The following is a 19,829-nucleotide window of genomic DNA, read 5'->3' on the forward strand; positions in this document are numbered from 1 at the left end:
GCCATGCCTACAGTTCGAGTTGGAAACCAAGATGTCGTTATCTCGGATACGATCCCCGAGGAGGCAAGGGATGGGATCTATGCTGAGATTCTTGAGGAACAACGTGCTCAGCGTGAGGGTACCACTTCGCCTTCGGCAGCATATAAGACCCACATTATCGGAGATCAGACGATAGAGTTGCCGGATGACATGCCGGAGGATGTGCAGAACCAGATTATCAAACAGCACATTGAGTCATTGCCGGATCGACGCGGCCAGACACAAGCGCCTCAGGTGAGTAGCAGCGGTTACACGACCTACATCATCAATGAGAAGGAGTACCAACTTTCAAATGATCTGACTGAGGAGCAGAAGACAGCCTTCTTTCATTCCAAGTTAGCCAGCCCTGATACTCAAAGCATTACCACCGACTCACTCCGGCATGACCCGGACTGGCTTCATGCTTCTAAGGTCACCTATTCAAAACGTGAGGGCAAGACGTTCACCGGGACTGATGCTGAGGCTGCTGACTACGGCATCAATCAGATGGGGTGGTTCAACTACAATCTGCCGTCAATGGCTGTTGATGCAAACCGTATGAGGACAGCAGACCCGGAGGAGAAGAGGGCCTTCCTTCACCTCATGGAGACCTATGACAAGCTGGGGATTTCATGGGGTGGCGTAGGTCGGGCACTCAAAGGATTGGCTGCTGATCCTACTACCTACGTCGGACTGTCTACCCTGGGCTTTGGCATGGCGGGTTCGGCGGCAGGCAAGGTGCTGACTAAGGAAGGCATCAAGGCCCTTCTTAAGACCGGCGTACAGGGCGGCATGGAAGGGGCGCTATGGACCGGCGTACAGGAAAGCGTTCAGCAATCTGCAAGGATCAATGCTGGGGGCCAAGCCGAGTTCGACACCGGGAAGGCTCTTGGTGCCGCGGCCCTGGGCGGTGTTGCAGGTGGTGTCCTCAGTGCCGGGGCTCAGGGTCTTATCAAGGGTGCCGGTAACGTACTCGGGAAAGACGCAGGAAGCCCCGTAGAGCAGCTTGTCGGGCGAGAGGCGGGACAACTGCCCGGAAGCCCGTCCGTAGCCGCTGGTGACGCTGTGGTGCCTGAGGAATTGGCATCTCAGGCGGTGAGGCCGATTGATGCTCCTGTCCAACCGGCTGCTATCGATCAGCCAGCAGTGAAGCCAGGGGACGGAGCGGCTGAGGTCACACTTCTTGAGCAGGCGGTTGAGCCCAGGGCCAACACGTTACCGGCTTCACCCCCAACCAATGACGTGATCGAAGCAATCCGTGGCGTTGCAGGGGAGCCTACCGGAGTGCGTGACTTCCCTCGCATCCCGTCTGCCATCGCTGAGACGGTGGAGCAACCGGTAGAACTGCTGTTGAGCAAGAGCCCTCGGGAGGTCGCACAATCGGTTGAGGAACTACGACGCTGGGCTTCCACGGGAGAACAGGAGCAGCTTGTCGGTTCTACCCTAATGAAGGCCACGAGGGCACTGGACGAGGAAGGAACGAAGGCGCTCGATTTCGCTCGGCAGGGTGACCTTCAAGCCCTTGAACGGTTGGACCAGATCGATGCCATGCGGTCGATCATCAAGGCTGCTGACACCGACCTGTCTTCCATGAGCGGCACACGGTTGGGCGAGAGAGCCAACAACCAAGTCTTCAACACGAATGAGAACCGGGGACTAACCGTTGAGGACATTCTGAAGGATAAGGGTATCAATCCTGAGGCTGCTACACCGGAACAGAAGCTCTCGGCACAGGCAGACTACTACGACAGATATCAAGCATACCTTGAGAAGGCCCAAAAGCGAGATGAGATCAAGTCGCTAGAAGCTGACATCGAGACCAAGTTCGAAGCCGATGACATCTCAGGCGCTCTGCTTTCCATTGGTAGGCGCAGTGAAATCATCGATGGCCTGCTTGAGCAGGAGTTGATCAAGGGCGGGGTCATTAGCAGGACTCAAAGTGCAGCCAAGACTGGCCTCAAAGGGCTCAACGAGTACATTATCTCGACGGTATTCTCTCCTGCGACCATTGTAGCCAACACTCTGCCTGCTGTGCTCAAGACAGCTTACACGCCATTCCTTCAATACGTTGCTCACGATCCGCTCTCGAAGATCGAATTACGACGGATGACCTCAACCTACGGGGCGATGTTTGCGAGCACGAGTACGGCGCTCAGGGCGGCACAGGCGGCATTCAAATACGAACGCTCTCTGTTGTCGCTAGAAGGAAACCGGGTCCTAGAGAACGGCACGGTCATACCCGGTCTGACAGGACGCCTGATCCGAACCTTCCCGCGCATCCTCAACACCACTGATGAGTTCTTCGCCCAGGTGAACTACCGGGGATTCGTGGTTGGACAGGCTACCGCCGATGCCGTGGAGGTTGCTGCTGCTAAGGGCTTGAAGGGGGCTGATGCTGACGCATTCGTGGATGCCAGGGTTCAACAAGCCGTTGCCCAATCCTTCGCTGACAAACCCGATGCGGTGAACACCCTGGCCTTTCTGAAGCACCAGGGCGAGGCAAGAGGGCTTACAGGAGAACGCCTCGATCAATGGGTGAGGACCGAGCTTAACCGAAACGGTGAACTCCTGAAGGAAGCTACCGACAGGGCCGGGAGGGATTACGCCGACGACCTGCTCTTCAAGCGTAGGTTCAGCGGGGAGAACGGGGCTTCGACATGGGCTCAGCGGTATGAGGCGTGGGTCAATGAAAACCCGTGGATGCGTCTCGTAGGCCAGTTGTTTTTCAGGACGCCGGTTAGGGTCTTTGAGGAAGGCATCCGGCTTACCCCTGGGCTGAACCTGCTGTCCCATGTGGTGACAGGGCGATCCAGCATCATCAGTGACTTAAACGGACTGAACGGTCCCGTGAGGCAGATGCGAGCGCAAGGAGAATCGATGCTTTCCATGGCCTTCGCTGGTTCTGTCGCGATGCTCTACGCACAGGGGAGGATCACAGGGGGTGGCCCGACTGACCACAAGCAGAAGCGGGGACTAGAAGATGGGAAGCAGTGGGAACCCTACACACTCAAGTTCTCCGATGGTTCGACCTTCTCCTTCAGAAACCTCGATCCCTTCGCTACCCCGTTCAAGATCATGGTCAATGCACTCGACAAGCTTTCTGTGCTGCAATACCGGAAGGCGCAAGGTGAGTATGTAGACGATGAGATGAAACTGGTAGGTGGTCACATCTCCGCAGCAACTTTATCTGTCGCTCAGGCTATCAAAGACGCGAACCTTATGGGAGGCGTTGATCAGATCGTTCAAATGGTTCAGATCATGTCTGATCCCGAGAACAAAGAGAACGCATTGTCTCGCTTCGCTGGACAGAAGCTTCAGCTTGCTATCCCGGCTGTTGTCTCTAAATCGAGTTTACAAGACAATCCAGTTCTAGCGAACCCTGTCTCATGGGAGCAGTACATCAGAGCTAAGGTAAACCCGAGTGATCCCCTAGTTGCGAAACAGTATGACCAACTCGGAAACGTTCGTACTCTTGCTAATCCGGCAAGTGCTCTGTTGGGCTTGAACTTCACGACCAAAGAACAACGGGAAGCCGGAAGAACAGCGAAGGAGCTACGGGTTCTGCGAGAGCTAAACACGATTGAACTTGCGTCGAGTAGCAGCTTCGCGATGCCTCCACGGTTCGCCTCAGTCTTTGGTGACATCGATTTAAGAACTAAAATGACAGAAGACGGCAAAGAAACCCTGTTCGATAGGCTGCAAAGGTACTACCGTGAGACGCCGGTTATCGATCTCTTAGACGAGCATGTGGTGAGTAAGCCGCACCTCTCTTATGGTACGAAGTCGCAGGACGGCACCAAGGCACAAGTCGCCAACAAGATCATCGAGGGCTACCGGGAGTTAGCTGCCAACCGCCTCCTTCAGGAAGAAACTAACCTCTTCACAGAGCGACTACGACGCGAACGTTTGAAGGGTGACATCCTAGGGGGCGGAAAGGATGTCGGCTTTAGACCATACAAGTAGCACAGCGTAACTACGACGCCGCGATGGAAAATTGATGGGCAGATCAGTGGCTATCTCTGGCCTATGGTCTGTCTAAACATTGATGACAAGGACTCTTATAGCTTGCCATCAGCTTGTATAAGGGGACATAAGAATGCTTAAGAACCTAACGTCTGATCAAATTGACCATATTATTCACTGTGTCGATGAGCTTAATCGGAAAGAGGCTGTACGGGTAGAGAACAGTGATCCTAGGGTTTCTATGAAGGAGTTTTCGGATAATCAGAAGCCGCTAGTTGATGCAGTTTCTAAACTGACACACGAGGAGCGTATGGAGTTGATGGCTGTCATGTGGATCGGTCGTGACTTCGACGGATCATTCGAGGATGCCCTGGCCTATGCCCACGAGAGATCCGATGAGGGAGACGTGGGCTACATCACCGACAAGACCCTTGGTTTGAGCGCCTACCTTCGGACCGGACGTGAGAAGGTCGGGGCCTAAGCGATGAGTGATGACAACCCTGTGCGGCGGGCTTGACTGTCACACAGAAGTCTCACACAAAGAGGGCGGTTGCTGACCGTAACCCATTGGCAAGCCTAGAGGTACTTGGCTCTCCCGAGGTTCGAGTCCTCTTGGCCGCACCAACCTGATCTCCTTCAGGTTTCTGCATTTCGACGAAGCGCGACGTGCGCATCCGATCATCGGCGGCGCGAGCCTGCTCGTGGAACGCCGACCCCTGCATTCCCTTGCCGTCGTTGGCTGCCCCGTCACGGATGACGTTCGGACGGTCACGGATCGATCGTAGGCGGATGTTTGCGACGGGAAGGTCCGCGCGCCCTCGTCGGCATCTGTCACCGGTCGCGGCTCGGACCCCTTCATCATCGGCGAGCTACCTCAAGGGTGGACCGGCCCGGCCGTCGCCCCGCTGCAAGCACCGCGGTCACCAGGGACGCCGCAGACGGCGTTTCGAGCGCCCGCGCCATCCTCGTGGACAGCACGGCGACCTCCATGGATCGGCTGCCGTGCCGCAATCGATCGGATCGATCCAACAATCGTAGATTGCTAGGCTTGCCGCTCGGTTGGCATGGCCTAGATGGGCCACGCCAGAGACTTGAGCGACGGAAACCCAAACCCCTCGCCGCATGACCCTGACGATTGCCCAGATTCTCGATCTCGCCCCCGATGACGGGAGCCGCAAGGCCGGCTAGGATCAGGCCAAGCCCGCTAAGTGGAGCGGGCTCGGGCGGGCCGGGACGGTGATCTGGGGCGAGATCAAGGGCAGCGGCGCCAGCCCCTACCGCACCGTTGCGGATCTCGCCGGGCCTGCCTCCAAATGCACCTGCCCGAGCCGGAAATTTCCCTGCAAGCATGGGCTCGGGCTGATGCTCGCCGACGCTGCCGCGCCGGTCGCTGCGGCCGAGCCGCCGGATTGGGTCGCCGCCTGGGCCAAGGGACGCGAGAGCCGGGCGACGGCGGCCGAGACCAAGGCGCGCGAGCCGCAGAAACCCGTCGAGGAGAAGGCGCAGGCCAAGCGCCGCCAGGCACGCGAGGAACGGGTCGCCGCCGCCCTGGACGAACTCGAGCTCTGGCTGCGCGACCTGATGCGGCGCGGGCTCGCCGCCGCGCGCTCCGAGCCCTACGCCTATTGGGATCGGATTGCGGGCCGCCTCGTGGACGGGCAGGCCCCGGGCCTCGCCCGGCGCGTGCGCGCCCTGCCCGGCCTCGCCGCGGCGGCGCCCGCGGCCGGCGCAGCACGGCGCGAGGAGGGGCTGGCGCTTGGAATCGGCCGGCTCGCCCTCCTGATCCAGGCGTTTCGGCGCCTCAATGCCCTCGCGCCCGAGCAGGCCGCTTCGGTTCGCGCGGCGATCGGCTACCCCGTGACCGCCGAGGAGATAGCGGCCCGGCCCGATCACACCGACGACTGGGCGGTGCTCGCCCATGCGGTCGAGGAGGAGGACCGGATCACCGCCCGCTCGCTCTGGCTCGTCGGGCGGCGGACGGGTGCGCTGGCACAGGTGGTCGATTACGGCGCGCCGGGCTCGCCACTGCCGCCGGTCCCGGCCGTGGGGCAGGATTTCTGCGGGGCTCTCGCTTTTCAGCCGGGCGAGCCGCCGCTGCGGGCCGTATTTCGCGAAGGCCGGGCTGCTCCGTCTCCTTCCGGGTTCCTGCCAGGCCGGGTGAGCGTAGGACAGGCGCTCGACGGCTTCGCCGCGGTGCTCGCCCGTTCCCCCTGGACGGAGGTTTGGCCCCTGCGCCTGGACAATGTCCGCTTCGGGCATCTGCCGGGCGAAGCAGCGGAGGCGCCCGCCGTCGGGATCGGCGATGCCACGGGATGCCTCGCCCTGCGGGCTAATCCGCACCTTCCGGCCCTGGTCGCCGTGGCGGCAGGCGGGCCGGTCGACCTGTTCGGGACCTATGACGGCTTCGGCCTCTCGCCCCTGGCCCTGGTGACGGAGGGGCGCCTCTATGCGGTGCCCGCCCAGGACCCACGGCCCGTCCTGATGCGGGCGGCCTGATGGCGGCGGGGACGGAGGGCCTGCCCAGCTCGGCCTGGAACGGCGCGCTCGCCGTGGCCCTGATCGGGGCGGAGCGCGCGCCGCCGGCGCCGTCAAGCGGACCCGTCGCCGATCTCGATGCCGGTGGCGACGCGGGCGCGCGACTGCTCTCGCGGATCGCCGCGGCCGGGCTTCATCACCTCGCGGGCGCGGGGCGCGCCGCCGAAGCGCTGACCCCGCTGCCGCCCCGCATCGGGACCGGGCCGGAATGCCCTCCCGCCGCCGCGACGCGGCTCACCCTGCTGCTCGCTGGCGGCACCGGCGTGCGGGACCGGCTCAGGGAATGGTGCGACCTCGCCGCCGCGGCAGGCGTGCGCGCGCCCATCTGGCTCCTTCCGGCGCTTGCGTCCTATCGACGGGAATTCCCATCGCTCGAGGCGATCGCCGGCCCCGAACTCGACTGGCTGGCGCGGGCCTGCGGCGACGCACAGGAGCCCCCCGCCTCGGCGCCAGATTGGACCGAGGGCAGCGCGAACGAGCGCAGCATCGCTTTCGCCGCCTTCCGTGAGCGCGATCCCGCCGGCGCTCGCGCCGCCCTGGAGGCCGGGTTCAAGGGCGAGAAGGCGACCATGCGCGAGACCCTCGTCGGCGCGCTAAGGGTGGGGCTGTCGGATGCCGACGCGCCCTTCCTCGAAACTTGCCTCGACGACCGGGCCGCGGGCGTGCGCGCGGCCGCGCAGCGCCTGTTGCCGTTCCTGCCCAACTCGCCCTTCGCCTCGCGAATGGCGGCTCGGGCAAAGGCGGCGCTCGCTGTGGAGGCCAAGCGCCGCCTGCTCCGTGCGACGACCTACGCCCTCGCGGTGACGCTGCCGGAGGAATCGCCGGCGCTCGCCCGCGATGGCGTCGAGCCCAAGAGCTACGAGAGGCGCGGGGGCGGCACGCGGGCCGGGCTCCTGCGGGATATCCTGGCGGCGGCGCCCCTGCATGCCTTCGCCGATCACCCGCCGCGGCTCTGGATCGAGCTGGCGCTTCGCAGCGACTTTCCAGATCAGATCTTCGAAGGGTTCTTCCAGGCCGTCGCCCGTGAGGGGGACCTCGCCTGGACCGGTGCCATGGCCGCCGTGCTCGGCGAGGCCTATGCCGGCCGGGTCGACGGCGTGCGGCGCACGAAGCCGCTCCTCGAATTGTGGGCGCGTGCCGTGACCCTGCTGCCGCAGGCCGAATGGGAGGCGAACCTGCGCTCGGTGATCGGCGGGGGCGAGATCGATGCGATCCTTTCGTTGCTTGGTCGCGGGCCTCCGCTGTTCTCGAAGGATTTCAGCATGGCAGTCCTCGACTGGCTCGCCAGGCTCTCCCGCGGGTCGCGCTCGGACCGCCACGACCTCGCGAAATCCTGGCTGCTTCACGGGCTCGGCGCACGCCTCTCACCTGGAGACGATATCGCCGCCAGCGCCGCCGCCATCCTCGCGCGGCTGCCGGATGACCCCGACGACAAGCGCCTTCCCGAGCAATTCGCCCGGCTGGCGGAGAAGCTGGAGCTGCGCACCGCCATGCGCCGTGAATTCGCCTGACGAGAGATCCTTCAAGGGAGATCGCCGCAAATGACGACGCACGGAGCCAAGGCCGCGCAGCTGCGCCAGGCCGCCGAGGATGCCTTCGCCGAGGAGATCACGGCCCTGAAGAGGTCCGACGACCGACCCAGGCCGCCGAACTGGCAGATGTCGCCGCAGGCCGTCGTCATCTACCTCATGGGCGGGCGCCTTTCCTCCGGATTCGAGGTCACCCCGAAATACATCGGCGACCGGCGTCTGATGGAGATCGCGGTGGCGACGCTGGCCACCGACCGCGCGCTGCTGCTGCTCGGCGTGCCCGGCACGGCCAAGAGCTGGGTCAGCGAGCATCTCGCGGCGGCCATCTGCGGCACCTCGCGCCTCATCGTGCAGGGCACGGCGGGGACCAGCGAGGAGGCGATCCGTTACGGCTGGAATTACGCGCTGCTGCTCGCCAAGGGTCCGAGCCGCGAGGCGGTGGTGAGCTCGCCGATCATGCGGGCGATGAACGAGGGCCGCATCGCCCGAGTCGAGGAGCTGACCCGCATCCCGTCGGAGACGCAGGACAGCTTCATCACCGTCCTCTCCGAGAAGACGCTGCCGATTCCGGAGCTGAACGAGGAGGTCCCGGCCCAGAAGGGCTTCAACCTCATCGCCACGGCCAACAACCGCGATCGGGGCGTGAACGAGCTGTCGAGCGCGCTCAAGCGCCGGTTCAACACGGTAGTGCTGCCCCCGCCGGCCACGATCGAGGCCGAGATCGCGATCGTCGAGAGCCGGGTGGCCTCGCTCGGGCGCACCTTCGAGATCCCGGCCGAGCCGCCGGGCGCCGCCGAGATCCGCCGCGTCGTCACGATCTTCCGCGAGCTGCGCGAGGGTGTGACGGCCGACGGCAAGAGCAAGGTGAAGCAGCCGTCGGGCACACTCTCGACGGCCGAGGCGATCTCGGTGGTCGGCAGCGGCCTCGCGCTCGCGGCGCATTTCGGAAACGGCCGCCTCTCGGCCGAGGACCTCGTCTCCGGGATCAGCGGGGCGGTGGTGAAAGACCCGGTGCAGGATGCCATCGTCTGGCGCGAGTACCTGGAAACCGTCGTCAAGGAACGCGCCGATTGGAAGGAGTTCTACAGGGCCGCCCGCGCCAGCGCGTGAGGGAGCTCTCATGGCTGACATCCGGATCTTCGGCATCCGCCACCACGGACCGGGCTCGGCGCGCTCGCTGCGCGCGGCCCTCGACGCGTTCCGGCCGGATTGCCTCCTGATCGAGGGGCCGCCGGATGCGGACGACCTGATCCGGCTCGCGGCTCACGAGGCCATGGCGCCGCCCGTGGCGCTCCTCGTCTATCGGCCGGACCGGCCGGGGGACTGCGCCTTCTTCCCCTTCGCGGCCTTCTCGCCCGAATGGGTCGCCATGCGCCACGGCATCGAGGCCGGCGCGGCGGTGCGCTTCATCGACCTGCCGCACGCCATTCAGCTCGCGGACGGATTCGGACTGCCGGGAGAGGATGAAGTTGCGCCGCCGGAGGGGGAGCCCATCGCCGCGGCGGCCGACGCATCGTCGGTGGAGGAGCCGATCGTGGCCCCCGCCGCGATCCGCCGCGACCCGCTCGGGGAGCTGGCGCAGGCCGCGGGCTACCCCGACGGCGAGCGCTGGTGGGACGCCCTCATCGAGAGCCGTTCGGGCGAGGACGGCGACGTCTTCGCGGCGATCGCCGAGGCGATGACGGCTCTGCGCGAGGAGGCCGAGCCCGATCCCCACGACGCGTTCCGCGAGGAAGCCCGCGAGGCGCATATGCGCGCGGCCATCCGCGGAGCGGCGAAGGAGTTCGAGCGCGTGGCCGTGGTTTGCGGTGCCTGGCACGTACCGGCCCTGCTGCGCCACGATGCACGCGGGCAATCGGGCGCGGACGCCGCGACTCTCAAGGGCCTGCCCAAGACGAAGGTCGCCGCCGCCTGGGCGCCCTGGTCCTACGAGCGGCTGGCGACGGCCTCGGGCTACCGCGCCGGGGTGCTCTCGCCCGAATGGTACGACACCCTGTGGAACCACGGCGGCCAAGTCGCCGCCCGCTGGCTGGCACGGGCCGCCGCGCTGCTGCGGGCCGAGGACCTCGACGCGTCGCCGGCCTCGGTGATCGAGGCGGCGCGTCTCGCTGAGGCGCTCGCCGGTTTCCGTGGGCGAGCCCGGCCCTCGCTCGAAGATCTCGACGAGGCCGCCCAGGCCACCCTGTGCTTCGCCGACGACGCGCCGATGGCCCTGATCCGGCGCAAGCTCGTCATAGGCGAGCACCTCGGCGCGACCCCGCCGGACAGCCCCGGCACCCCGGTCGAGGCCGACTTCGCGGCGCAGTGCAAGCGCCTGCGCCTGAAGCCGGGCTCGGATGCCGGCGAGATCGTCCTCGATTTGCGCAAGGAGGGGGATCTCGGCCGCAGCCACTTCCTCAACCGCCTGCGCCTCCTCGGGATCCCCTGGGGCGAGCGGCGGCAGGCCCGCGGGCGCGGTACTTTCAAGGAGGCGTGGTTCCTTTCCTGGCAGCCCGACTGGGTAGTGGAGCTGGTGGCGGCCTCCGCCGGGGGCGGCACCGTGGCCGAAGCCGCGGCCAGCCGCGTGCGGGCGCATGCCCGGACCGCGACGCGGGTCGCCGAGCTCTCCGGCCTCATCGGCACGCTGCTCGACGCGGACCTCGCGGACGCCACCGGCGAGGTCATCCAGGCGCTCAACGACCGCGCCGCCGTCTCGGCCGATGTCTTCGACCTGATGGAGGCGCTGCCCCCGCTCGCGGAACTCGCCCGCTACGGCTCGGTCCGCTCCTCCGACACCGCGCCCGTGCTCGCCGTGGTGCGAGTACTGGTGCCGCGGGCGGCGGCCGGCCTCGTCGCGGCCTGCCAGAGCCTCGACGACGACGCGGCGACGAAGGCCAAGGGCCGCATCGTCGCGGTCTCCGGCGCAGTCTCATTGCTGGAAGACCCGGATCTGAAGGCGACGTGGCAGGAGGCGCTTCGGGCGCTCGCCGACCAGGAGCACGTCCACGGCCGTGTCGTTGGCCGGGCCGTGCGGCTCCTGTTCGACGACCGCGCGATCGCGGCGGCCGAGGCAGGCGACCGCCTGCGGCGCGCCCTGTCGCGCGCGGCCGGCGCCATCGCGGCGGCTGCCTGGATCGAGGGGTTTCTGGAAGACAGCGGCATGGTTCTGATCCACGGTGATGGCCTGCTGCCGGTGGTCGACGCGTGGCTCGGCGATCTCGATTCCGAGACCTTCGTCGAGTTGCTGCCGATCGTGCGTCGCACCTTCGCGACGATCCCCGCCCCCGAGCGCCGGGTGATCGGCGAGTCCCTGGCCCGGCTGGGCGGGCCTGCGCCCGGCGACGAGGACGGGTCCCGGGTCTTCGATGCGGAGCGCGCCGCCAAGGTGCTGCCGATCCTGCGCCTGCTGCTCGGCCCCGAGCCGGCCCGGACGGCCGGAGACGCGATCGACGGAGACGCCGCATGAGCGAGACCGAACGCCTGCGCCGCTGGCGCCTGGTCCTGGGCGGCGGACCGGCCGACGGGACCGGTGCCGGCCTCTCGGAGCACGACCTGCGTCTCGACCGGGCCATGGGCGCCCTCTACGATTCCGACCGATCCGGCGGCCTCGGCTCCTCGTCCCCCTCCGTCCCGCGCTGGCTCGGCGACATCCGCAACTACTTTCCGAGCTCCGTCGTGCAGGTGATGCAGCGCGACGCCTTCGAGCGGCTCGACCTCAAGCGCATGCTCACCGAGCCCGAGATGCTGGAGGCCGTCCAGCCCGACGTGAACCTCGTGGCCACCCTGATCTCGATGCGCAGCCTTCTCGGCGGACGCACCAAGGAGACCGCCCGCCTCGTGGTCCGCAAGGTCGTCGACGAACTGATGAAGCGCCTGGAGGAGCCCCTACGGCAGGCGGTAAACGGCGCGATCGACCGTGCGAGCATCAACCGCCGCCCGCGCCACGCCGAGATCGACTGGAACCGCACCATCCGGGCGAACCTGCGCCATTACCAGGCTGAGTACCGCACCATCATCCCAGAGACCCGGCTCGGTCACGGCCGCAGGAGCCGGGGCTCCCTGAAGGACGTGATCCTCTGCATCGACCAGTCGGGATCGATGGCGAATTCCGTGGTCTATTCGAGCATCTTCGGCGCCGTAATGGCCTCGCTGCCCGCCGTCTCGACCCGGCTCGTGGTGTTCGATACCGAGGTGGTCGACCTTACCAACGACATGGACGATCCCGTCGAGGTGCTGTTCTCGGTCCAGCTCGGCGGCGGCACCGACATCAACCGGGCGATGGGCTACTGCGCCTCGCGGATCACCCGGCCCGAGGACACGGTGCTAGTGCTGATCTCGGACCTCTACGAGGGCGGGGTCGAGGCCGGGCTGCTGGCCCAGGCACAGCGCCTCGTCGCGTCCGGGGTGCAGGTGGTGGCGCTCCTCGCGCTCTCCGACGAGGGCGCGCCCTCCTACGACCGGGCGCTCGCCGCACGACTCGTCGCGTTGGGGGTCCCCGCCTTCGCCTGCACGCCCGATCTGTTCCCCGACCTGATGGCGGCCGCGATCCGCAAACAGGATCTCGGCGCCTGGGCCGCGAGCGTCGGCGCCGCGGCGGTGCCGCCGGCGGAGCGCTGAGGCGAGCGATGCCCGTCGTTCCCGCCATTCCCGCCCGCGCCCCGATCCCGAATCCGGCCCTGACCTTCGAGGCGCCCTTCGGCTATGAGGACCAGCTCGCCGGGTTCCTGCACGTTCAATGGCCGCGGCTCGGCCGCCAGCGTCGGCTCATCCTGATGGTCGGGTTGCCGCTGATGTGGTTCCTGGCCTGCCTCGGCGCGGTCTCCACCTGGGCGACCGCCGGCGGGCCACGGGATTTCGGCAGGCTGATGGGCGACCTGCCACGCCTCGATCTGCTGCCGCTCGCGCTCTGCCTCGCCGCGATCGCCGGCTGCTTCCATGCGTATTGGGCGGTCTATCCAACCCTGATGCGGCGGCAGCTTCGGATCATGATGGGCTCGTCCGGGGGGCGCGACCCCGTGACCTTGCGCTACCGCTTCGACCAGTCGGGGATGACCCGAAGCCATCCGGGACTGATGAGCTTCATTCCCTGGAGCGACGTTCTCGCCCTCGGCGAGGATGGCCACCACTTCTTCATCACGACCACGGTCAGCGAGGAAGCGATCGCAATTCCAAAGGACGGCGTTTCGTCGGATGTGGCCGAGCGCCTGCGCCGCGCGGTTTACGACCTCGCGGGCCGCAGCGGCGCCTCGTCCGCGCCTCTCCCGGACCCGCCTGAGGCCGGAGCCCAACACGTCGTCTTCGAGCCGACGGTCGACGAGCGCGTGGCGGTGATGGAACGCATGCTCACGACGCCTGCGGCGCACCGCGCGCGGCTCGTCGGTGCGGTCGGCTGGCTCGTCGCCCTGAGCCTGCTCTATCCGGCGATCGTGGCAGCGACCTGGTGCATCGACCCGTACCAGGTGCCGTTCGAGGCCGCATTCCCGCTCTTGGTCGAGATGATCGATACGGATTTCTGGAAGGGTGTCCTGGCTGCGGCGACCCTCGTCGGCCTCGGACTTGTGGCGGATCGGCTCTTCCGCCGCCCCGCCTTGCAATCCCTTGCCGCGGAGATGGCGTTCGATCCCGCCCGAGGCGAAGCCGAGATGTGGATCGGCGAGGGCGGCATCGTGACGATGCGCGGAGGAGCCCATGCTCACCTGGCCTGGTCGTTATTCCAGGGCTGCGAGCGCATGGGCGACCTTCTGGTCCTGCCGCTGGGCTGGGGCCTCGTCCTGCCGCCTCCGCTGCGCGCCCTCGATCCCGACGGGCTCGACCGTTTCGAGTCACTGACGACGCGCCATCTTCCGGGAACAAAGGATACGTCATGAGACGTTTCACCTCGATCCGCCTCGTCGGCACCGCTGCCCTGGCCGTCCTTCTGGCCGCGCGCGCGGGGCGTGCCGACGACGCGCCGCAGAGCGAGGCACCATTCCGGGCCGAGGAGGATACCGGCGAGCAGCAAGCAGACCAGGCCTTGCCAGTGACGCTTCGCCTCGATAAGGGCTTCGTTCTCGACATGGCCCCGGGCTGGGAACTGGAGCGCGCGGCCGACGATCCTGGCGACGCCACCGGTCGCATGCGAGCCCGCATCGTCTGCCGGACGCCGGCCTGCCGCCGCACGCAGGAGCCCTGCACCTTCGTCCTCCGGCGCGATTCAGTCGAGGGCGCCGATGACGCTGAGCGCCTTGCCGGCCTGCACGCGACGCCGCTGTCGCGCTATCTGCGATTACGGACGGTGCTCGAGAGGACAAGCTTGGGGGCGACAATCCGCCAACCGCTCGGGCCGGTCGAGTTCGGTCCGCACACGTGGATCGCGGTCGAGACCAACGCTGCGGGACGATTCAAGTCGGGCCTGTTCGCCGAGACCGTAATCGACGGTCGCTATCTCGGCGCGACCTGCAGGACCTGCGAGACCGGAGAGGACCGCCACACCGCCGCCCGTGCCATGCTAGCGAGCGTGAGGCGGGTCGAGCGATCAGCCTCGCGGTGATGGGGCTTTGGTATGGAACCGGAATGTGGGGGGGGGGCGGGGAATGAACGCGAACGACGAGGAGGGCCTGGACGATTTCTCACGCCTCTACGCGAAAATGGTGGCGATGGAGGTGGTCGTCGGGGTCCTTATCGGGCGTCTCTCCGAGGAGGATCCCGAGGTGCGCGAGGACGTCAAACGCGACGTCGCCGTCCTACTGGCCGACCTGCCCGCGGAGGAGCCGAGCGAGGAATTGATCGCGACCGAGGTGCGGCGGGCGGCAGAGGCGCTCATGAGCGTACGGATCGCCTGAGCCGGCCGCCGTCCGGCCTCTTGCACGGCAAGACGCCGGTCTGAGCAGGGGTCGACCTCCCGCCCGACCTGCGCCGGGAGGATGGGCTTCGACGATCGCTCACGAAATGCGTTCGCCGCGAGCTTCATCACCGGGCAGGTTGATGCCCGGCGCACCGCAGGCGGGCGCATCGGGTGCGTTCGGATCGCCCGGGAGCGTCTCCCAGGCCAGGGCTGGGATGGCGACGATCCGCAGGTTCCGGAAACCGGGTCGGGTCACGATGTGTCCCTTCCGCTCCAGGAACGAGATCAAGCCCCTCGCTCGGCCCGGTGAGCGCGTGCCGGCGATCCTGGCCACGGTCGCATCGGATGGGCAAGGCTGCTGGTGCATCGCCGCCTTGGCGAACAGCAGGAAGAGGGTTCGATCCTCGACGGGGACCTCCTCGGCGGCGGCCATGGCCTGCTGCCACTGCTCGTCGGACGCGTCCATGCTGCCGGCCCCGGCTCTGGCGGGCGCGAGGAGGCGCTTGAATTCGTCCCGATCGGCCGCACCGGGAATGCGCTTGAAGCGGCAGGCGTAGGAGAACTCGTTGAACAGCCTGAGCTCGTCCGCGAAGGCGTTCTCGGGGTTCGCGACGATGTCACGCACGATCTCGCGCAGCAGGGCCTCGCGTTCCTCCGCGGGCATCGAGAGCGCTGCCGCCTCCTCCTCGTCGGCGACGTGCCGCTCCGAAATCCTGCTCAGCATGTCGTTCACGGAGGGCGGTGCCGGGACGGTTGCCCGGCGCTCGGCAACAGGCCTTGGCGCCGCCGCGGGCACTGGCGCAAGGATGGCCGAGCGTTCCTCGAGGGAGACGTCGAGCGGCGGCGGCGTGAGCGCCGGCGCCGTGCCGAGCGCCCTGGTCTCGACCGAGGCGACGGCAACCTGGGTCGGCCTTCGGTAGAGGGCAGGGCCGAGCGCCATGAAGGTGCCCCGTCTAAGATCGCGGAACATTTCGGTCGCCTTCCGGTCGATGCCCAGCAGGTCGCCGGCCCTCGCCATGTCGATGTCGAGGAACGTGCGCCCGAACAGGAAATTCGAGGCTTCCGCTGCGACGTTCTTGGCGACCTTCGCGAGGCGCTGCGTCGCGATGATGCCGGCGAGGCCGCGCTTTCGGCCGCGGCACATCAGGTTGGTCATGGCGCCCAAGGAGAGGCGCCGGGCTTCCTCGGAGAACTCGCCCTTCTCGGTCGGAGCGAACAGCTGCGCCTCATCCACGACGACGAGTGCCGGATGCCAGAAAGCGCGGTCGGCCTCGAACATCGCGTTGAGAAAGATGCCGGCCGCCCGCATTTGCCCCTCGATCTCAAGGTGCTCCAGGTTCAGCACCGCGGAGACGCGGGATTGCCGGATGCGCAGGGCAATGGTTTCGAGCTCGACGTCGCTGCGCTGGGCATCGAGGACGACATGACCGAAGCGGTCCGAAAGGGACACGAAGTCACCCTCCGGGTCGATGACGATCTGTTGCACCCTGCCGGCGCTCTGCTCCAGGATGCGACGGAGGAGATGGGACTTGCCGGAGCCGGAATTGCCCTGGACGAGAAGGCGCGTGGCGAGCAGCTCCTCGATGTTCATCACGGCGGGTTCGCCGCCCGCCCCCTTCAGGACGACCGCGCCAAGTACGATCTCGGATGTCATTCGGGTTTCCGGTTGAAGCGTAGCGGCTCCGATGAAGCGCCTTAGGCCGGCGATGTCCATCCGACCCGCAACGCCAACGGTGTTGGGTGTGAATGGGAGCGGCTGCGCCCTCCTCGTCCGCCGAGGTCCTCAGGTCGTGGAAACGTCGTCTCTGTCCCTCGGAACTGTGGGCGTGAGAAAGCCTTCGGCAGGACGGGAAGTGGAGCGGGTGAAGGGAATCGAACCCTCGTATTCAGCTTGGAAGGCTGCTGCTCTACCATTGAGCTACACCCGCGCTGCCGGCCGGATACCATGCTCCGGGCGGCTTGAGAAGGCGAGGCCGGGGCCTCCCCTACCAGACCGTGGGCTTCGGGTTGCGGATGTCGAAGCCCTTCTGGTGCCAGTAGGGGTAGATCGGCATCTCCTGGCTCGCGGCGTCGAGTTGGGCGATCTGCTCGGGCGTGAGCGACCAGCCGACGCCCCCAAGGTTTTGCTTGAGCTGCTCCTCGTTGCGCGCGCCGATGACGATGTTGGCGACCGTGGGTCGGCTCAGCAGCCAGTTCAGCGCCACCTGCGGCACGGTCTTGCCCGTCTCGGCGGCGACCGCATCGAGCGCGTCGACCACGTTGTAGAGGTATTCGTCGGCGACCACGGGACCGCCCTCCGCGCCGCCGGCGGCGAGACGTCCGCCCTGCGGCCCCTGCCCGCGCCGGATCTTGCCCGTGAGTCGACCCCAGCCCAGCGGGCTCCAGACCATCAGGGCGACACCCTGGTCGAGGCCCAGCGGCATCAGCTCCCACTCGTAGTGCCGGCCGATCAGCGAGTAGTAGCCCTGATAGGCGACGTAGCGCGCCAGCCCGTAGCGCTCCGAGGTCGCGAGCGCCTTCATCAGGTGCCAGCCGGAGAAGTTCGAGGCGCCGATGTAGCCGATCTTGCCGGAGGTCACGAGGTCGTCCAGCGCCCGCAGGGTCTCGTCGACGGGCGTGAGCGCGTCGAAGCCGTGCATGAAGTAGACGTCGATATGATCGGTACCCAGGCGACGCAGGCTCGCTTCGCAGGCGCGAATGAGGTGGTGGCGCGAGGAGCCCATCTCGTTGGCCCCCTCCCCCACCGGGAAGGTCGCCTTGGTCGAGATCAGCGCCCGGCTTCGCCGACCTTTGAGCGCTTGGCCCAAGATCTCCTCGGAGGCCCCGTCCGAGTAGATGTCGGCCGTGTCGAAGAAGCTGACTCCCGCCTCCAGGCACAGGTCGACGAGGCGGGTCGCCTCGGCGACGTCGGTCCGTCCCCACTTCTCGAAGAACTCGTTGGTGCCGCCGAAGGTGCCTGTGCCGAAGCTGAGCACCGGCACCTTGAGGCCGGACCGTCCAAACTGCCGGTATTCCATCTGATCCTCACCACTTCCAGGGCGCGTGGCGCGCCGGGTTGGGCTCGAAATGGATCGGGTCGGATGAGAGGCAACGCACGGCCGCGTCGGGCGGCCGATCGATGTGCGGCGGCGCACAACGCCGGCATGGATCGCGCATCTTGGATGCTTCGCGTAGCCGGGAGCGCCGGATCACGGCGAGGAAGCTGGCCGCGACCGCATTTGGTGGGGGAAGTAGGACTCGAACCTACGAAGCTTACGCAGCGGATTTACAGTCCGCCCCCTTTGCCGCTCGGGACATTCCCCCAAAGGCTTCCCTCTCGGGCCGCGGCGGCTCTTATGGTGAGGGGCCCCGCAGGTGTCAACCGGATGCTGGCGGTTGTAAGGGCTCGTTCAAAGGCCGCGGTCGCTGCTGCGTTATAGCGCTGCCAACGTCGTCGGTTCGCCGGTCGTGCAGGATCGGGATGGACCTGCGTCGCTTGGCGAGAGGGCCCGACTAGGCTAGAGCCCGCCGCGGGACAGCAGCCATGGCCGAGCCTACTTGTCTTCAGTCGCGCGAACCTCCGACGTCCTCACCGTGCTCGCTGCGCAGGAGAACGACAGGCTGACGGTCGGCGACATCGTCGCCGTTCTGCGCGACCGCGCCTTCGCGCTGCTCATCGTGATCCTGGGCCTTCCGAATTGCCTCCCGATGCCGCCGCCGATCCCGCTGGTCTGCGGGTTGCTGCTGCTGATGGTGGCAGTCCAGATCACGGCGGGAATGGCCGCCCCCTGGCTGCCGCGCGCGCTGCTGCGCCGGTCGGTCGCCCGCAGCGATGTCGAGCGCGCGGCCAACCGCGCCGTGCCGCTCCTCCGGCGTCTGGAGCGCTGGTCGCAGCCCCGGATGCGCCTGTTCGAGACCGCGCTCGGCATGCGCGTCGTGGGCCTCATCCTGCTGACGCTCTCGCTGGCACTGATCGTCGCCGCCCCGCTCGTCGGGCAGATCCCGCTCGGAATTGCGATCTGCCTTGTCGGTCTCGGCCTCGTCGAGCGCGACGGGCTCGTGGTAGTGATCGGGCTCGGAGTCGGCGTCCTCGGGGTGATGCTGAATGCTGGCTTCGTTTACGCGATCGTGTCCGGGATTATGAGCCTGTTCAACCTTTGAGGCGCGCTCAGGCCTCGAGGTGGCGCCGGCGGAACAGCCGGCGCACCAGGCCGCCCTGCGGGCCGAGCAGCAGGGAGCCGAGATAGATCAGCCCCGCCGAGAGGACGATCGCCGGGCCGGTCGGGAGGTCAGCGTGGTAGGCGAGCTCTAGCCCGATCAGGCTCGCTGCCATGGCGAACGCTACCGAAAGCGGCAGCAGGCCGGCCAGGTCAATCGCCCAGAACCGGGTCGCGACCGCAGGCAGGATCATGAGGCCGACGGCGAGCAGCGTGCCCAGCGCCTGGAAGCCGCCGACGAGGTTCATCACCACGAGGCCGAGGAAGGCGTAGTGGACCGGGCCGCCGGCGCGGCTGACGATGCGCAGGAATTGCGGGTCGACGCATTCCATGACCAGCGGGCGGTAGAGCGCGGCCAGACCCACCAGAGTGACGGTCGCTATGCCGCCGAGCAGCCAGAGCGCCGGATCGTCGAGGGCGAGGACGGAGCCGAACAGGATGTGGAGCAGGTCGACCTGCGAGCCGCGCAGGGACACCAGCAGCACGCCGCCGGCGAGCGAAATAAGATAGAAGGCGGCGAGACTTGCATCCTCCTTGATCCCCGTCCGGCGGGTGACGAAGCCGGCGAGCAGCGCCACGGCGAGGCCGGCCGTGAGGCCGCCGAGCGTCATTGCCGGCAGGGACAGGCCGGCGACGAGGAAGCCCGCCGCCGCTCCGGGGAGGATGGCGTGGCTCATGGCCTCGGTCATCAAGCTCATCCGGCGCAGCATCAAGAAGACGCCGATGGGCGGGGCGGAGAGCGAGAGGGCAAGACAGCCCACCAACGCCCTGCGCATGAAGGAGAAT

Annotated in this window: 14 protein-coding genes and 2 tRNA genes; 11 read left to right on the forward strand and 5 right to left on the reverse strand. The window is 66.8% G+C overall.

Annotated elements, in window-relative coordinates; genetic code table 11:
• Nucleotides 1-3: 3 nt before the first annotated feature.
• From MFF55_RS01410 to MFF55_RS01455, 10 genes are all read left to right on the forward strand, one after another.
• On the forward strand, nt 4-3,981 hold the full coding sequence (locus MFF55_RS01410) for a hypothetical protein (protein WP_238242297.1): 3,978 nt from the start codon (nt 4-6) through the stop codon (nt 3,979-3,981).
• A gap of 133 nt (nt 3,982-4,114) precedes the next feature.
• Complete coding sequence (locus MFF55_RS01415) at nt 4,115-4,462, forward strand: DUF3775 domain-containing protein (RefSeq protein WP_238242298.1); 348 nt, start codon at nt 4,115-4,117, stop codon at nt 4,460-4,462.
• Nucleotides 4,463-5,217: 755 nt separating this feature from the next.
• Nucleotides 5,218-6,477 carry an SWIM zinc finger family protein gene (locus MFF55_RS01420; protein ID WP_238242299.1) on the forward strand — a complete coding sequence of 420 codons (1,260 nt, stop codon included), beginning with the start codon at nt 5,218-5,220 and terminating at the stop codon, nt 6,475-6,477.
• Nucleotides 6,477-8,027 (forward strand): DUF5691 domain-containing protein, encoded by a 1,551-nt coding sequence (locus MFF55_RS01425; RefSeq protein WP_238242300.1) that lies wholly within the window; start codon nt 6,477-6,479, stop codon nt 8,025-8,027. The genes MFF55_RS01420 and MFF55_RS01425 overlap by 1 nt, the downstream gene beginning before the upstream one ends.
• A gap of 30 nt (nt 8,028-8,057) precedes the next feature.
• Complete coding sequence (locus tag MFF55_RS01430) at nt 8,058-9,155, forward strand: ATP-binding protein (RefSeq protein WP_238242301.1); 1,098 nt, start codon at nt 8,058-8,060, stop codon at nt 9,153-9,155.
• Between the two features lie 10 nt (nt 9,156-9,165).
• On the forward strand, nt 9,166-11,490 hold the full coding sequence (locus MFF55_RS01435) for a DUF5682 family protein (RefSeq protein WP_238242302.1): 2,325 nt from the start codon (nt 9,166-9,168) through the stop codon (nt 11,488-11,490).
• Nucleotides 11,487-12,641: a VWA domain-containing protein gene (locus MFF55_RS01440; protein WP_238242303.1), complete on the forward strand. Its 1,155-nt coding sequence runs from the start codon at nt 11,487-11,489 to the stop codon at nt 12,639-12,641. Before MFF55_RS01435 ends, MFF55_RS01440 begins: the two co-directional genes overlap by 4 nt.
• A gap of 8 nt (nt 12,642-12,649) precedes the next feature.
• The gene (locus MFF55_RS01445; RefSeq protein ID WP_238242304.1) at nt 12,650-13,891 is read left to right on the forward strand and encodes a YcxB family protein; all 1,242 of its coding nucleotides are present in this window, start codon (nt 12,650-12,652) and stop codon (nt 13,889-13,891) included.
• The gene (locus tag MFF55_RS01450) at nt 13,888-14,553 is read left to right on the forward strand and encodes a hypothetical protein (protein WP_238242305.1); all 666 of its coding nucleotides are present in this window, start codon (nt 13,888-13,890) and stop codon (nt 14,551-14,553) included. Before MFF55_RS01445 ends, MFF55_RS01450 begins: the two co-directional genes overlap by 4 nt.
• 43 nt (nt 14,554-14,596) lie before the next feature.
• Entirely contained in the window at nt 14,597-14,845 is a 249-nt protein-coding gene (locus tag MFF55_RS01455; RefSeq protein ID WP_238242306.1) for a hypothetical protein, read from the forward strand.
• Between the two features lie 99 nt (nt 14,846-14,944).
• Here the strand turns inward: MFF55_RS01455 and MFF55_RS01460 are convergent, their stop codons facing one another.
• The 4 genes from MFF55_RS01460 to MFF55_RS01475 form a co-directional block, all read right to left on the reverse strand.
• Nucleotides 14,945-16,501, reverse strand: coding sequence for a helicase HerA domain-containing protein (locus MFF55_RS01460; RefSeq protein ID WP_238242307.1), 1,557 nt, complete (start codon nt 16,499-16,501; stop codon nt 14,945-14,947).
• A gap of 200 nt (nt 16,502-16,701) precedes the next feature.
• Nucleotides 16,702-16,775 (reverse strand) — tRNA-Gly (locus tag MFF55_RS01465).
• A 57-nt stretch (nt 16,776-16,832) separates the two neighbouring features.
• Nucleotides 16,833-17,864, reverse strand: a complete 1,032-nt coding sequence (locus tag MFF55_RS01470) for an aldo/keto reductase (protein ID WP_238242308.1) — start codon at nt 17,862-17,864, stop codon at nt 16,833-16,835.
• 202 nt (nt 17,865-18,066) lie between these two features.
• Nucleotides 18,067-18,150: transfer RNA gene (locus MFF55_RS01475), tRNA-Tyr, on the reverse strand.
• 234 nt (nt 18,151-18,384) lie between these two features.
• On the opposite strand from MFF55_RS01475, the gene MFF55_RS01480 reads away from it, so the two are divergent.
• Nucleotides 18,385-18,987: an exopolysaccharide biosynthesis protein gene (locus tag MFF55_RS01480; RefSeq protein WP_283206685.1), complete on the forward strand. Its 603-nt coding sequence runs from the start codon at nt 18,385-18,387 to the stop codon at nt 18,985-18,987.
• A gap of 7 nt (nt 18,988-18,994) precedes the next feature.
• Here MFF55_RS01480 and MFF55_RS01485 read toward each other — a convergent pair whose 3' ends face one another.
• Nucleotides 18,995-19,819 (reverse strand): metal ABC transporter permease, encoded by an 825-nt coding sequence (locus tag MFF55_RS01485; RefSeq protein ID WP_238242356.1) that lies wholly within the window; start codon nt 19,817-19,819, stop codon nt 18,995-18,997.
• Between the last annotated feature and the right edge of the window lie 10 nt (nt 19,820-19,829).

The organism is Methylobacterium iners (assembly GCF_022179305.1).
GTDB lineage: Bacteria > Pseudomonadota > Alphaproteobacteria > Rhizobiales > Beijerinckiaceae > Methylobacterium > Methylobacterium iners.

Coding starts and splice junctions, on each gene's coding strand:
- MFF55_RS01430 (WP_238242301.1), top strand. CDS start 8,058: ATGACGACGCACGGAGCCAAGGCCGCGCAGCTGCGCCAGGCCGCCGAG.
- MFF55_RS01440 (WP_238242303.1), top strand. CDS start 11,487: ATGAGCGAGACCGAACGCCTGCGCCGCTGGCGCCTGGTCCTGGGCGGC.
- MFF55_RS01450 (WP_238242305.1), top strand. CDS start 13,888: ATGAGACGTTTCACCTCGATCCGCCTCGTCGGCACCGCTGCCCTGGCC.
- MFF55_RS01425 (WP_238242300.1), top strand. CDS start 6,477: ATGGCGGCGGGGACGGAGGGCCTGCCCAGCTCGGCCTGGAACGGCGCG.
- MFF55_RS01485 (WP_238242356.1), bottom strand. CDS start 19,819: ATGCGCAGGGCGTTGGTGGGCTGTCTTGCCCTCTCGCTCTCCGCCCCG.
- MFF55_RS01445 (WP_238242304.1), top strand. CDS start 12,650: ATGCCCGTCGTTCCCGCCATTCCCGCCCGCGCCCCGATCCCGAATCCG.
- MFF55_RS01410 (WP_238242297.1), top strand. CDS start 4: ATGCCTACAGTTCGAGTTGGAAACCAAGATGTCGTTATCTCGGATACG.
- MFF55_RS01455 (WP_238242306.1), top strand. CDS start 14,597: ATGAACGCGAACGACGAGGAGGGCCTGGACGATTTCTCACGCCTCTAC.
- MFF55_RS01470 (WP_238242308.1), bottom strand. CDS start 17,864: ATGGAATACCGGCAGTTTGGACGGTCCGGCCTCAAGGTGCCGGTGCTC.
- MFF55_RS01460 (WP_238242307.1), bottom strand. CDS start 16,501: ATGACATCCGAGATCGTACTTGGCGCGGTCGTCCTGAAGGGGGCGGGC.
- MFF55_RS01415 (WP_238242298.1), top strand. CDS start 4,115: ATGCTTAAGAACCTAACGTCTGATCAAATTGACCATATTATTCACTGT.
- MFF55_RS01435 (WP_238242302.1), top strand. CDS start 9,166: ATGGCTGACATCCGGATCTTCGGCATCCGCCACCACGGACCGGGCTCG.